Raw genomic sequence first — 14171 nt, 5'->3', positions numbered from 1 at the left:
GTCTGCACTTCGCCATCTTGTATAGTGGAGGCGCTACGTATTGAGGGACATTCATGCCCAAGGGATTTGAAGACAAGTTAGTCGTTGCGATTTCATCACGGGCGCTGTTTAACTTGGATGACAGTCATCAGGTGTTTGAAACGCAGGGGCTGGACGCGTATCAACAATATCAAATCGATCGCGAAGATGAGGTGCTCGATAAAGGCGAGGCCTTCAATATTGTTGAACGCTTACTCAAACTTAACGACTTGCTGAAAGAACCGCGCGTTGAGGTTATTTTATTGTCTCGCAATTCCGCGGATACCGGCCTGCGGATATTTAACTCTATCGAGCACTACGGTTTGAACATACGCCGTGCCGCCTTTAGTGGTGGGGCGAGTCCCTACAATTACGTGTCGGCGTTTGGCTGCCACCTGTTTTTATCCACCCATGCCGAAGACGTGCGTCGAGCACTTGAAAACGGCGTTGCTGCAGCGACCTTGTTACCACGCAGTAAAAAGTCTGAGCAGTCAACGCAGCGCGAACTGCGTTTTGCTTTCGACGGTGATGCAGTGCTGTTTTCCGATGAGGCAGAACAGATATACAAACAGCAGGGGCTGGAGGCCTTTACAGCCAGTGAAGTGGAGGCGGCGGACCGCCCGCTGAGTGGCGGCCCCTTTAAACCCTTCCTGTCAGCACTAAATACCTTACAGCGAGAATTCCCATCGGACGCGCCGCCAATTCGAACTGCCTTGGTGACCGCCCGGTCGGCACCGGCGCACAAGCGCGTGATACGTACACTGCGCGAGTGGAATATCCGGATCGATGAGTCACTATTTTTGGGTGGCCTTGAAAAGGGCGAGTTCTTGAAAGCCTATGGTGCGGATGTATTTTTCGACGATCAGCAAAGTCACTGTGAATCAGCCAGTGAACATGTGCCAGCCGGGCATGTCCCGCACGGTATTGCTAACGCCCCACAGGCTTAGCCGTTGTATTTGGAGACAATAATCAATGAAACTTCAGCAGTTACGCTACATCTGGGAAGTGGCCCATCACGAGATGAACGTATCCGCAACGGCGCAGAGCTTGTTTACCTCCCAACCAGGGATCAGTAAGCAAATTCGCATGCTAGAGGATGAGCTGGGCGTGGAAATCTTCGCGCGCAATGGCAAACATCTGACACGGGTAACGCCGGCGGGCGAGGCAATATTAAAAGAAGCCGGAGAAATACTGCACAAGGCTGAGGGCATCAAAAGCATCGCTCAGGAGTTTAAAAACCCGAACAAAGGCAGCCTGTCTATCGCCACCACGCACACGCAGGCGCGCTACGCATTGCCGCCGGTGATCAAAACCTTTATCGAGCGCTATCCCGATGTGTCCCTGCACATGCACCAGGGAACGCCCATGCAAATATCGGAGCTGGCGGCGAATTTCGGTGTGGACTTCGCCATCGCCACGGAGGCCCTGGAGCTGTTTAGCGACCTGATAATGATGCCGTGCTATCGCTGGAACCGGGCGATACTGGTGCCGCGAGATCATCCTTTAGCCAGCGTCTCCAAGCTGTCTGTGGAGGATGTTGCTGCCCATCCTATCGTCACTTACGTATTTGGTTTCACTGGTCGCTCAAAATTAGACGATGCGTTTTTACAGCGCGGCTTGGAGCCTAAAGTCGTGTTCACGGCCACCGATGCCGACGTTATCAAAACCTATGTCAGACTTGGCCTGGGCATTGGTATTGTCGCGCAAATGGCTTACGACCCCGAGGTTGATAGCGACCTGGTTGCCCTCGATGCCAGCCACCTTTTCGAAGCCAGCGTTACCAAAGTGGGCTTCCGCCGCGGCACGTATATGCGCAAATTTATGTACGACTTTGTCGAATTATTTGCTCCGCATCTGACGCCGGAGCTCGTTGACCAGGCCTACCAATGCCACAGCAAAGCTGACCTGGAAGCGCTGTTTGCGCCTATCGAGTTGCCCACCCTTTAGCGAGATCGCTCCGGTGTTGACCTGAGGCGTTGCTTTTAGCGGGGCAAGCCGTTAGATTGACCGCCTTTTTTTACTTGAGGAGACTTTCGCCGTGGAAATCGCATGCCTGGACCTGGAAGGTGTACTGATTCCGGAAATCTGGATCGACTTCGCCGAACGCACGGGTATTGAGGCGCTAAAAGCGACGACCCGCGATATTCCCGACTACGATGTGCTGATGCAGCAACGTCTTCGTTTGTTAGACGAAAACGGCCTTGGCCTGCCCGATATTCAAGCGGTGATTGCCGATATGCGGCCGATGGAAGGTGCGCGCGAGTTTTTGGATTGGCTGCGGGCACGCTTTCAGGTGGTGATCCTCTCCGATACCTTTTACGAGTTTGCTGCGCCATTGATGGCCCAGCTCGGCTGGCCAACCCTGCTGTGTCACAAGCTGGAAACCGACAATGTCGGAAAGGTGGTCGACTATAAAATTCGCCAAGTAAACCCTAAACGCCAGTCGGTATTGGCGCTGAAAACCCTGTATTACCGCATTATCGCTGCTGGTGATTCATACAATGACACCACCATGCTCGCAGAAGCAGACGCCGGTATTTTGTTCAAAGCACCGAGCAATGTGATCGAAGAGTTCCCTCAATTTCCAGCGGTGCACGACTATGAAGCGCTGAAGTTGGAGTTTTTGAAGGCCTCTAACCGCAACCTTAGCTTGTAACGAGCGCTACTCAGGCTCGGCAAGCACCGCCATGAGCTTGCCGAGCTTCTCTTCCGTTTCGACAAATTCCATCTTTGCCTTAGAATCGGCAACAATGCCGCCGCCGGCCCAGCCGCGAATCTGCCCGTTGTGGCAAACAAAGCTTCGAATGGTAATCGAGCTGTCCAGCCGCCCACTTGCCGACAAATAGAACACGCTTCCGCAGTACAGCGATCGTCGGTTTGGTTCAAGCTCGGCGATAATCTCCATCGCCCGTCGTTTTGGCGCGCCGGTGATGGAGCCACCCGGAAAGCAATCCAATAGCGCCCGAAGCGCGGTGATCTCGGGTTTTAGCGTACTGCGAATGGTGCTTACCAAGTGATGAACCGTGTTAAAGCTTTGCAGCTCAAGCAAACGCTCGACCTGCACACTGCCCGCTGTGCTGTTTTTACCCAGATCATTGCGTAGCAGGTCAACGATCATCACATTTTCCGCGCGATTTTTTTCGCTGGCCTCCAGGGCCTCGGCATTCGCCTTGTCCGTTACCGGGTCAGGGGATCGTGGCGCGGTCCCTTTGATGGGCTGGGTTAGCATGCTGCCCTTATCGATTTCAATAAAACGCTCGGGGGAAAGGGATAACAGCTGGCATTCCCCTAAATCGAGATAGGCGGAGAAGGGCGCTGCGGCGACCTTTCTCATGCGTTTATACGCCTGCCACGGGGAGCCTGAGTAGGGCGCGCTAAACTGGCGAGTGAGATTGATCTGGTAGCAATCACCGTCGAGGATATAGCGCTGAATCGCCTCGAAGCAGCGAGCGTAGTCCGGCCAGTCCAGATGGCTATGAAATGGCGCAGTTAGCATAAATGTGGCGTCGTTGACGGCGTGCTCGAGGGCCGATGACGACAGCTGGCGCGCTATCTTGCTTTGGCAGTCAGGCTGTAACACCAGCTCTGCGCACTGCGTGTGGTGGTCGACAATAATTGCCCAGTCGTAAATGCCAACGTGCAGCAGCGGCAGTTCAGCTGAGGGGGAGAGGTGTATATCCCTGGCCTCGCCAAGCTCATAGTTGATACAGCCAATCGCCCCGCCGCAGAAGGGCAAATCGTCGGCGCTGTGCATGCCGGCAACGGCTTGCTCTATAGCGGCCTCCGCCTGTGAAAGCAATACACCGATAGTCGTGTTATCACGTGGCGCAATGCTGATTATAGTGGTGGGATCGGCACTAATGATGCTGTAGCGGCCGCGGTCGCTATGGGGCTTTCCCGAATCGATAAACACTGGATTCGGCGCCGACGCCACAGCCTCGAAGTAGCGGCTGCTGTCTGCAAAATAGGCTAAAGGACGGCGTTGGAGGTTGGGCATTGCTGCGGCGATAGTGCTCTTGAAAGCGGGTTGGCAAAGACCGATTGTACGTGCTAGGCCTATGAAAAATCTAGCATTTTGTCACCGATAGTGATCGGTATGGTCACCCATATCAGATTGACAGCGCCACCGCCCTAAAGTAATGTTAGCCGCCGCTTTGAGAATCAAATAAGCCGTCGTTGGAATGACACCTAGAACGGCACGTTCTCAATCATCCGTCGCTCACATGCCAGTTGGCAGGAATCTAGGCAGCCTGAAATTCAGTGGCTGTGGATTACTTCAGCCTGTATGCGGGTGCGGAAACAAAACAATATTGCATCTGGGACTGACAGGCATGAGTAAAAAAGAGCAATTGACTCCCTCGCTGAATAATCCATTCGCGCAGAAATCCGAGCTGGAATTCACTGTGCCCGGTCAAATTGACTACGATCCGGGCCTCTATGAAGCTGCGCTTCAAGCAGGTTACGACTTGCAGCAGCGCCCAATGAAGGCTGCGGGAATTAAAGGCGTTCAAAAGCAACACGAAAAGAAACGCATGACTATCTGGGAACGTATCCAGGTGCTTGCGGACGATGGCAGTGAGCCAAAGGTGCTCTACCAAAACTGGGGTAAAAACCTCGATGGAGCCTCACTGGTAACCGCCATTGTTAAGGTTAACGGTCGCGATGTCGCGATGTACGGCCACGACTTCACCGTTCGCGCGGGTTCCATGGATGCCACCAACGGCACCAAGCTGGCCAATCTTTTCCAGCTAGCCGGTAAACTGGGTATTCCCCTGGTCGGCATGAACGACTCTGCGGGGGCGTACATTCCCGCGGGTGTCGGCGGCCTTGACGGTTATGCCGAGGCCTTTACGGCACTGCGTAAGATCAACGGTGTGGTGCCTTCGATTATGTGCATGTTCGGCTATAACGCCGGTGGCGGTGCTTATCTGCCGCGTCAGGGCTCATTTGTTATTCAGCCCAACGACACCTTCTTTGGCCTGACTGGCCCAGGTGTTGTTAAGTCGGTACTGGGTGAAGACGTAACCGCCGATGAACTCGGTGGCCCCAGTGTTCACAGCCAGTCTGGCGTTACAGACTTTGTTGTGCCCGATGAAGTTGCAGCGCTGCGCAAAGTTAAAGAGCTGCTGAACTACCTGCCAGACAACGCATCGTCTAAGCCTCCCTTCCAGCCAACGTCTGACCCACTGAATCGCAAAACCTGGGATATCGACCTGCTGCTGAAGAAGGCCTTTAACAGCCCAACCGGTTTCAACACGCCCTTTGATATCAGCATTATCATTCAACAGATGTGCGATCACGGCGACTATTTTGAAATTCAGCCAGAGCGCGCTCGTAACACCATTTGTGCGCTCGGCCGTATCGGCGGGAATGTTGTCGGCTTTGTCGCCAACAACTCAGCCGTGTCATCGGGTCAGATCGATATAGACGCCGCCTACAAAAACGCGCGTTTCATCCGCTTCTGTAATGTCTACAACATTCCGGTGATCTTTATGGAAGACACCACCGGCTTCCTGCCCGGTCGCGACCAGGAAACGGGTGGTATTGTTCAAGCCGGACGCGCCATGCTCGACGCGATTATCGACCTGCGCACACCGCGCTTCCTGATGATTGTGCGCAACGCCTTCGGCGGCGCATACGCCTCCTTCAACAACTATCCAACGGGTGCGGATTTCGTCTGCGCGTTGCCAACCACTCGCCTGGCCGTAATGGGGCCTGCCGGGGTTGAGTACGTTTATAAGGATGAAGTGCGCAAAATCCGTGGTTCAATCAAGTCTCGCATCGCCGAGGCAACCCAGCAGAATATTGCCGCTGGCATGGCCGAGGGCGAGGCGCGCAGCCAAGCTGAAGCGGCAGTTGCCGAGTGGCAAAAGCAAGAAGAAGCGCTGTTAACCCAACGCTACGAAAAAGAACTGATGAACCCCAACGAAGCACTGAGCCTGGGATCGATTTCCCAGATCGTCATGCCTGCGGACCTGCGAAAAGTCCTGGGCGAGCAATTGGAGCTGCACTTGAAAGCGTACACGCCTGAGCCGATGTCCGGCCCTCAGCGCGAGTTCCACTAAGCAGCCTTGCTCGACAACAACTACTAGACGATTCGCTTAAGAGGTTATCAACGTGCAGACAAGCAATAATTACTACCTGAACAACCCGCTGATCCACAAAGACCGTCAGCTGGCTAAATCTAACTCAGAATGGGTGAGAAGTTTTTCTTGTAAAGACTTGAAACCATTGATTATTTGTCGCGGCCCCATCCGTAAAGAAGCGATGGATGTTTTCGACGAAATGGGCATTAACGGCTACGGCATTTTGCTGTCCGAGAAAGACTCGATCACCTATACCAATGCCCTGGCGCCAGAACTGCGCACACTGACCGACCCCGATCGTGTGCACCGTGTGCCGGATTACACCGGTGCCACCAAAGAAGAACGCAACAAGCGCATCCAGCAGATCATTCGCATTGCCCACGACAATGGCTACAACGCCATCTTCGCGGGCTATGGCTTTATGTCGGAAGATGCCGACATGGTCGAAGCGATGGAGAAGGCCGGCCTGAACTTCATTGGCCCTTGTTCATTCACGCAGAAATCGGCGGGTATGAAGGACCAGGCTAAGCGCACCGCGCTGGAGACTGGTGTATCGGTTACGCCGGGTGTGAATAACGCCACTAGTCTGGCGCTGTTTGCCAAATACGGCAAAGATGGCCTCGAAGCCTGCGCAAAAGACAATAATCTCAATGTCGACTTCGCTAGCTGCAAAGACGATGAAGAAAAAGCCCTGGCGTTGCTCGCGGCGTCCTATGAAGCGGGTATCGATATTATCGATGCCGCCGACATCGGCGCAGCCCTGCAGGTTGAAGCCAAGCGCATGTTGGCTGAAAAGCCCAACAACCGCTTCCGCCTGAAAGCCATTGCCGGTGGCGGTGGTAAAGGTCAGCGTATCCTGCAATCGGCCAATTCTTACGAAGGCGCCAGCCTCGAAGAAAAGGTTGAAAAAGCGGCTGAAAATGTCCCCTCATTGGTGCTCGAGTGCTTGATTGAGCTGAAAACCAACGGTGTTGGCGACAACAAAAACGTATTGATTGAAATGAACATCGATACCACTCGCCACCAGGAAATCCAGGTGGTGGGTAACGGTGAGTGGTGCATGACGATGGGTGGTCGCGACTGCTCATTGCAGATGCACGAGCAAAAGTTGCTCGAGGTGTCGGTGACCGAGGAAGAGCTGGTTGCCGCCATCGCCGTCGCTGAAGCCGAGGGCAAAGAGGGCGAGCTGGCTCAACTGAAGAAAGATCTGGTCATTCTTCAAAAAATGGAAGAAGAGGGCGCCATCTTCGGCCAAGCGGTAAAACTCGACTCTGTCGGCACCTTTGAGTGTATCGTCGACGGTGAAGCGCACTATTTCATGGAGATGAATACGCGTATTCAGGTTGAGCACCGTGTTACTGAGCTGTGCTACAAGCTTAAGTTCACCAACCCGGACGACCCCAGCGACTTCTTCATTGTTGAAAGCTTGGTCGAAGTGATGGCGCTGTTGGCCCGTCACGGTAAGCGCCTGCCCAAGCCAGAGCGCATTGTGCGTGAAAAAACCTCGGTGGAAGCGCGTATGAACGCGACCAACCAAGCGCTTCAACCCCACGCGGGCGGCATTATCGAAAACTGGTCAAACGCGATTCCCGGTGAGATTCGCGATGACCAGGGTATTTCCACCCACAACCCGGATACCGACGTGTTTATGAAGTACCACCTCGCTGGTGCGTACGACTCAAACATTGCACTGCTGCTCACCACCGGTGAAACCCGGATGGACAGCTACCAGCGCCTGGCGGAGATTCTGCGTCGCACTGAGCTGCGCGGCAAGGATCTGGCGACCAACCTGGAGTTCCACTACGGCTTGGTGCATTGGTTTATCGGCAACGGCATCAATGCTCGCCCAAGCACCCGGTTCATCGTGCCGTATCTGACCCTGGTTGGTTTGCTCAAGGAGCAAGCGAATCAGCTCGACCTGGATTACGCCTACGGTGAAATTCGCCAGCGTTATCTGGACGAGAACAGCGATCAGGCCGCGGAGTGGGCGGCTGTGCTCGATGCCAAAAAGCTGCTGTTTACACGCCCGCTGGAGCGCCTGTTCGCAGAGCCTCACTACATGTCGGGCTGGCTGAGCATCAACAAGAAAGCGCTGCAAATGACCGACAACGGCGTGCAGTGGCTGGAAAACCCAATTCTTCTGCTCGATCGTCTGTATCACTACTTGAACATGGATTATGAAACGGGCAAGCCCGCGCGTTACATGATCTGGGATCACGATGCAGAGATCCTCAGTGACGCTGTTAGCTTCTACAAGGCCTTGGAAGAGAAGTTGGCGACACAGGACTTCACCGCCATTGAGCAAGCTATCGCGGGTGATGCGCCACAGGGTATTAGCAGCGAAGAATGGGCATCAGTACGCAGCGCTCACGCCGGTTACATGGCGGGAACGGAGCTATTAGCCATTCTTGCGCACATTGCCTCAACCACCGGGTTCTTTGACTTGGCAGTACAGCCGGACTTGAGCATTGATATTCCCGAGCGTCTCACCGATGACGCACTGCAAAAGCGCATGGCGAAGGTGCTGGTACCACCGCCGGTGGCCAAGTCAGACGAAATCCTCGCTGCCAGCGGCGGCATGTTCTACCCGCGCGAAGCGCCGGGTATGGACGTATTCGTCAACGAAGGTGATCACTTCGAAGCCGGCGACACGCTCTACATTGTTGAAGTAATGAAAATGTTCAACAAAGTCGTTGCACCGTTCTCGGGTACCATCGAGAAGGTGTTGATCGACGGCGATGGTGTGATTATTAAGAAGGGGCAACCCCTGTTCAAAGTGAACCCCGACGAGAAGATCGAAGTGGTAACCCCTGAGCAGATTGCTGCCGAGCGTCGCGCTGCGACCGATGGTTTTCTTAAACACATTGCTTAAGCTCGTCTAATCGACGGCGACCGGTGTGGGGCAGCTAAGCCCCGCGCCGGTTTGCCCTGACGTATTCGGAGTATTTATGATCACTGCACTAGACCATATCGCCATCGCTGTGCCGGATTTGGAAAAGGCCATCAAACGTTTCATGGAAGACTTTGGTTTGCCTTTTGAAGGCACTGAAGATGTTGAAAGCGCGAAGACCTCGACGGCGTTTTTCCCACTTCCCCCAACCAGTATTGAGCTCGTTCACCCGCTTAATGGTGAAGGCCCTATCGCCAAGTACCTGGAGAAAAAGCCAGGCGGCATCCACCACCTGTGCTTTCGCAGCGATGACATCGAGGCCGATGTCGCGCGTTTGAAAGAGAAGGGCTACCAGTTTTTGTCAGATGCGCCGTCACCCGGTGCGCATGGCTGCCAAGTTATCTTTATCCACCCCAAGTCTTGCGACGGCGTCCTGATTGAAATCAATCAGCCCGCTGCCGACCACTAATCACTCCTAGTCGCCATAGCTACTCACAGAAGCAGCGTGGCACTGACACACGACAGGTACTCGTATATGGCCGATTACAAAGCCCCAGAGATTTCGTTGGACGAATGGCAGAACATTGCCAATAAATCGCTTGAACGCAGCAACAAGTCATTGGATGACTTGGTTTGGAATACCCCAGAGGGTATTGATGTAAAACCGCTGTACACTGCAGAAGATACTGCTGATCTGCCGTATACCAATACCTTCCCAGGCGTTGAGCCCTTTATCCGCGGGCCACAGCCAACCATGTACGCCGGCCGTCCCTGGACAATACGTCAGTATGCGGGCTTTTCAACGGCTGAAGAATCTAACGCTTTCTACCGCAAAGCACTGGCAGCCGGCGGTCAGGGCGTATCTGTCGCCTTTGACCTGGCTACCCACCGCGGTTACGACTCGGATCACCCCCGTGTGACCGGCGACGTAGGTAAAGCCGGTGTTGCAATCGATTCTGTCGAAGACATGAAAGTGCTGTTCGACGGTATTCCACTGGACAAAGTCTCTGTATCGATGACGATGAACGGTGCGGTACTACCCGTGCTGGCGGGCTACATTGTGGCGGCCGAAGAGCAGGGCGTTGGTCAGGATATGTTGTCAGGCACCATTCAGAACGACATTCTGAAAGAGTTCATGGTGCGCAACACCTATATTTACCCGCCCGCGCCCTCAATGAAGATCATCGGCGATATTATTGCCTATGCTTCGGAAAACATGCCGAAGTTTAATACCATCTCCATTTCTGGCTACCATATCCAGGAAGCCGGTGCTGATGCCGCGCTGGAGCTGGCCTACACCCTGGCAGATGGTAAAGAGTACATCCGCACCGCGATCGCCGCTGGCCTGGACATCGATAAGTTTGCCGGCCGCCTGTCCTTCTTCTGGGGCATTGGCATGAATTTCTACATGGAAATTGCCAAAATGCGTGCCGCGCGTCTGCTATGGGCAGAAATCGTCTCTGAATTCGAGCCGAAGAACCCGCGCTCTAAGATGCTCAGAACGCACAGCCAGACCTCGGGCTGGTCGCTCACCGAGCAGGATCCGTACAACAACATCGTTCGCACCACCATCGAAGCGATGGCGGCAGTATTCGGTGGCACACAATCGTTGCACACCAATGCACTGGATGAAGCGATCGCCTTGCCGACGCAATTCTCATCACGCATCGCGCGCAATACTCAGCTGATCATCCAGGAAGAAACTGGCATCACCAAGGTGGCCGATCCCTGGGGTGGCTCGTACATGATGGAGTCGCTGACCAAAGATATTGCCGACCGCGCTCGCCAACTGATTGCAGAAGTTGAAGAAAAGGGCGGTATGGCCAAGGCCATTGAAACCGGCATGCCGAAGTTGCGCATCGAAGAGTCGGCGGCGAAGAAACAGGCGCGCATTGACCGCGGTGAAGACGTGATTGTCGGGGTGAACAAGTACACCTTGTCTGAAGAAGACGATGTTGAGGTACTGGACATCGACAATGAAAAAGTGCGCCAATCGCAGGTCGATGCATTGGCTCGTATTCGCGCTGAGCGCGATGAAAAAGCCGTTGAAGATGCGCTGGAAGCCATCTATCAATGTGCCTGCAGCGGCGAAGGCAACCTGCTGGATCTGGCCGTGAAGGCAACGCGTCTGCGTGCAACAGTTGGGGAGATCAGCTTTGCTATGGAACGTGAATTCGGTCGCTTTAATGCTCAGGCGCAAACGGTTTCAGGTGTCTACGGTAGTGCCTATCAGGACGACGAGAACTGGCAGGGTATCAGCAGCGACATCGAGCAGTTTGTTGAAAAACACGGTCGTCGCCCACGTATGCTTGTCTGCAAAATGGGTCAGGATGGTCACGACCGCGGCGCGAAAGTGATCGCCACGGCCTTTGCTGATGTCGGGTTTGATATCGACCTTTCGCCGATGTTCTCAACACCTGAAGAAGTAGCTAAGCAGGCCGTCGAAAACGACGTGCACGTGGTCGGTGTTTCTTCCCAGGCTGCCGGCCACAAAACGCTGGTTCCCCAGTTAATTGACGAGCTGAAAAAGGCGGGCGCCGATGACATTATTGTTGTCGCCGGTGGCGTTATTCCCCGTCCTGACTACGACTTCCTGTATAACGCTGGCGTAAAAGGTATTTTTGGTCCCGGTACCAAGATTCCCTTGGCGGCACGTGATGTACTCGATGCGATCAATGAGGCCTACAAAGGCTAATCACGCATAGAGAACGGCAGGCGGGAGGCGGAGCTCAGCGTTGCTGATGGTCCGGCCTCCCGTTTTTATATTGGCAGGGATTATGACTATTGATATAGAAGCGTTAACCAAGGGCAATTCACGCGCACTGGCCAAAGCCATCACCTTGGTAGAGAGCAAAAAAGTCGAGCACCGCGCGCAGGCGCAGGAGCTCTTAGAGGCGGTGCTGCCGCAAACCGGCAACAGCATTCGTATCGGTATCACCGGCATTCCCGGCGTCGGCAAGTCCACGTTCATCGAGGCGTTCGGCCTGTATTTGGTCAGCCAGGGCAAGCGTGTCGCGGTATTGGCGGTCGACCCGAGCTCGCCCATTGCGGGCGGCTCAATTCTGGGTGATAAAACCCGCATGGAAATGTTGTCGCGCAGCAGCGACGCTTTCATTCGACCGTCGCCTTCCGAGGGCTCACTGGGTGGCGTAGCGCTAAAAACCCGCGAAACCATGTTGCTGTGCGAGGCGGCTGGCTACGACGTTATTTTGGTCGAAACCGTGGGTGTCGGACAGTCGGAATACGAAGTGGCCAGTATGGTCGACTTTTTTATGGTGCTTATGCTGCCCAATGCCGGTGATGAACTGCAGGGCATCAAAAAAGGCATTATGGAGCTGGCCGATGCATTGGTGATTAACAAGGCCGACGGAGAGAGTATTAACCTCGCAACGCAAACCCGCCGTCATTACCAAAGTGCGCTGCATTTGCTCCGTCACAGCAGCTTCTGGACGCCACAGGTAATGACCTGCTCGGCGATCAAGAACGAGAATATCGAAGCGGTGTGGGGCATGATCAGCGACTTCCAGGTCGACGCCACAAAAAACGGAGCGCTTGCCGACAAGCGTGCCCGCCAGGCCAAGGAGTGGATGAACAAACTGTTGCACGAGATGCTGGATATTAAGCTCAAGGAAAACCCGTCTGTTAAAGCGCTGCTGCCGGAACTGAATAGAAAGGTGACCGACGGACAGACCACGCCATTTTTAGCGGCGCAAAAACTAATAAACCTGCTGTTTGAGGACGCGTAATCATGTCGCAGCCTATCGCTCACCGCCTGAGTGAATTTATCGCCGAACACTTACCCACGGCGCGCCATATGCGGCTTTCTGTTAGCGACTATTCCGATGGCGCATTAACGCTGACCGCCCCGCTGGGGCCGAGTATTAACGATAAGCAAACCGCCTTTGGTGGCAGCATCTATGTGGTGGCAGTGATGGCTTGCTGGGGTAGCGTGTATCTACATTGTGTTGAGCGCGGCCTCGACCCGGATATTGTGGTGGCCAAAGCGGAGATCGAATACTTACTGCCGGTGCCCAGCGATATTGTTGCGCGCTCGCTGCCCGCAGAGGACGCCGATTGGCAGGGATTTTTTACTCGCTTTGAGGAGCGCGGTCGCGCCAAGATCGAGCTGTGCTCAGAGGTGATTGTCAACGGCGAAGTCGCGGCGCGCTTTAAGGGCTTGTACGCGATCGTCGGCCTAAAACAGTAGCTTTTATTGGTAGAGAAAAGCGCTGATGTCATCGCGCTGAGCAAGCCCGTCACGGTAGCCTAGATCGATCAGCTTGGCGCAATATTCCTCGGTAAATAACAGGTAGCTGGCAATACTCACACTACCTCCGCGGCTACTGCCGGTGCGCCCCAGGAAAGCACGCAAACTGCGTGGTAGTTCTTTCACATGCTCGTCGGCAATGGCGTCAATATCTTCGCTCGGGCTGATTACCAGGCACTCAACCGGCAGTAGCTCACGCCCCATCATTTGCATATTTTCCCGTGGTATCAGCGCCAATAATTCGTTGATTCTTTCCAGACGCTCAATATCGGTTTCGATGCTGTCGATAAAGGCGCTGTTAAGTAACTGACCAATAATCTGTCCGAACGCCGGAGACTGAATAGGTTTTGGGGTGTGGTGATAAACCCGTTTATGCCCGTTGGCGGGAATCACCAATACCCGGTTTGCACCCAAATGGATGGCGGGGCTGATCGGGGTCAATTGGCGCAGCGCGCCGTCGCCGTAGAAATAACGGCCTACCTTGGCGGGTGGAAAGATCGTCGGGATGGCTGTGGACGCCATCAGGTGTTGCAGCTGGATAGGTGTCGCCAGCCCCTGTCGCCGCCAGCGCTGCCAGCCAGCATGCTGCGGCCCGCCCTGAAAGAAGGTCTCCGACAAGCCGAGGCTGTAGTTCATCGCCGTGAGCGAGAGTGCGTCCAAGTCACCGTTGCGGATGTTCATGCCGATCGACTCGAAGCGGATTCGCTCTTCTAGCAGTTCGCGCAGTGGGCTGTTGTCCAGCAGTGCCACCGGTCGACCGACGGCAATGCCCGAGTTAAACAGGGAGCCGGCCAGTCGCAGGGCATTGCGAAGAACCCCCATTAAATCGGCGCGATAAATCCGGTCCGTGGAAAGCTGCTTCCACATGATTTCCAGGGTTTCCACGGTGCCGGTAAAGTGGTGTGCGCCC

Annotated in this window: 11 protein-coding genes; 9 read left to right on the top strand and 2 right to left on the bottom strand. The window is 54.6% G+C overall.

Annotated features, from left to right (window positions below; all coding sequences use genetic code 11):
* Positions 1-53 precede the first annotated feature (53 nt).
* From ABNS66_RS12790 to thrH, 3 genes are all read left to right on the top strand, one after another.
* The gene (locus tag ABNS66_RS12790; protein WP_027872528.1) at positions 54-965 is read left to right on the top strand and encodes a 5'-nucleotidase; all 912 of its coding nucleotides are present in this window, start codon (positions 54-56) and stop codon (positions 963-965) included.
* Between the two features lie 25 nt (positions 966-990).
* Positions 991-1965, top strand: a complete 975-nt coding sequence (gene cysB / locus ABNS66_RS12785; protein WP_027872527.1) for an HTH-type transcriptional regulator CysB — start codon at positions 991-993, stop codon at positions 1963-1965.
* Between the two features lie 91 nt (positions 1966-2056).
* Positions 2057-2674, top strand: a complete 618-nt coding sequence (thrH, locus tag ABNS66_RS12780) for a bifunctional phosphoserine phosphatase/homoserine phosphotransferase ThrH (protein ID WP_027872526.1) — start codon at positions 2057-2059, stop codon at positions 2672-2674.
* Between the two features lie 6 nt (positions 2675-2680).
* Here the strand turns inward: thrH and pabB are convergent, their stop codons facing one another.
* A complete protein-coding gene (pabB, locus tag ABNS66_RS12775; RefSeq protein ID WP_027872525.1) occupies positions 2681-4015 on the bottom strand; it encodes an aminodeoxychorismate synthase component I in 1335 nt (444 codons plus the stop codon).
* 334 nt (positions 4016-4349) lie between these two features.
* Between pabB and ABNS66_RS12770 the strand changes: the two genes are divergently transcribed.
* The 6 genes from ABNS66_RS12770 to ABNS66_RS12745 all read left to right on the top strand — a co-directional run bounded on the left by ABNS66_RS12770 (position 4350) and on the right by ABNS66_RS12745 (position 13201).
* On the top strand, positions 4350-6083 hold the full coding sequence (locus tag ABNS66_RS12770; RefSeq protein WP_204995396.1) for a carboxyl transferase domain-containing protein: 1734 nt from the start codon (positions 4350-4352) through the stop codon (positions 6081-6083).
* 52 nt (positions 6084-6135) lie between these two features.
* Positions 6136-8976 (top strand): biotin/lipoyl-containing protein, encoded by a 2841-nt coding sequence (locus tag ABNS66_RS12765; RefSeq protein ID WP_027872523.1) that lies wholly within the window; start codon positions 6136-6138, stop codon positions 8974-8976.
* 76 nt (positions 8977-9052) lie between these two features.
* Positions 9053-9463, top strand: a complete 411-nt coding sequence (gene mce, locus ABNS66_RS12760; protein WP_027872522.1) for a methylmalonyl-CoA epimerase — start codon at positions 9053-9055, stop codon at positions 9461-9463.
* Between the two features lie 66 nt (positions 9464-9529).
* Complete coding sequence (gene scpA / locus ABNS66_RS12755) at positions 9530-11689, top strand: methylmalonyl-CoA mutase (RefSeq protein WP_027872521.1); 2160 nt, start codon at positions 9530-9532, stop codon at positions 11687-11689.
* Between the two features lie 82 nt (positions 11690-11771).
* Positions 11772-12740, top strand: coding sequence for a methylmalonyl Co-A mutase-associated GTPase MeaB (gene meaB / locus ABNS66_RS12750; protein WP_027872520.1), 969 nt, complete (start codon positions 11772-11774; stop codon positions 12738-12740).
* Positions 12741-12742: 2 nt separating this feature from the next.
* Entirely contained in the window at positions 12743-13201 is a 459-nt protein-coding gene (locus ABNS66_RS12745) for a YiiD C-terminal domain-containing protein (RefSeq protein WP_027872519.1), read from the top strand.
* A gap of 3 nt (positions 13202-13204) precedes the next feature.
* Here the strand turns inward: ABNS66_RS12745 and ABNS66_RS12740 are convergent.
* The coding region (locus ABNS66_RS12740) for a patatin-like phospholipase family protein (RefSeq protein WP_348655344.1) at positions 13205-14171 on the bottom strand (967 nt) is incomplete at its 5' end.

This window comes from uncultured Spongiibacter sp. (genome assembly GCF_964011655.1).
Taxonomy (GTDB): domain Bacteria; phylum Pseudomonadota; class Gammaproteobacteria; order Pseudomonadales; family Spongiibacteraceae; genus Spongiibacter; species Spongiibacter marinus.
Note: the sequence above shows the minus strand (reverse complement) of the source record. Positions and strands in the feature narration are given on the sequence as shown.

What these genes read in the sequence shown, in the direction of transcription:
- pabB (WP_027872525.1), bottom strand. Translation starts at nt 4,015, where the DNA reads ATGCCCAACCTCCAACGCCGTCCTTTAGCCTATTTTGCAGACAGCAGC.
- scpA (WP_027872521.1), top strand. Translation starts at nt 9,530, where the DNA reads ATGGCCGATTACAAAGCCCCAGAGATTTCGTTGGACGAATGGCAGAAC.
- ABNS66_RS12770 (WP_204995396.1), top strand. Translation starts at nt 4,350, where the DNA reads ATGAGTAAAAAAGAGCAATTGACTCCCTCGCTGAATAATCCATTCGCG.
- ABNS66_RS12790 (WP_027872528.1), top strand. Translation starts at nt 54, where the DNA reads ATGCCCAAGGGATTTGAAGACAAGTTAGTCGTTGCGATTTCATCACGG.
- mce (WP_027872522.1), top strand. Translation starts at nt 9,053, where the DNA reads ATGATCACTGCACTAGACCATATCGCCATCGCTGTGCCGGATTTGGAA.
- ABNS66_RS12745 (WP_027872519.1), top strand. Translation starts at nt 12,743, where the DNA reads ATGTCGCAGCCTATCGCTCACCGCCTGAGTGAATTTATCGCCGAACAC.
- meaB (WP_027872520.1), top strand. Translation starts at nt 11,772, where the DNA reads ATGACTATTGATATAGAAGCGTTAACCAAGGGCAATTCACGCGCACTG.
- cysB (WP_027872527.1), top strand. Translation starts at nt 991, where the DNA reads ATGAAACTTCAGCAGTTACGCTACATCTGGGAAGTGGCCCATCACGAG.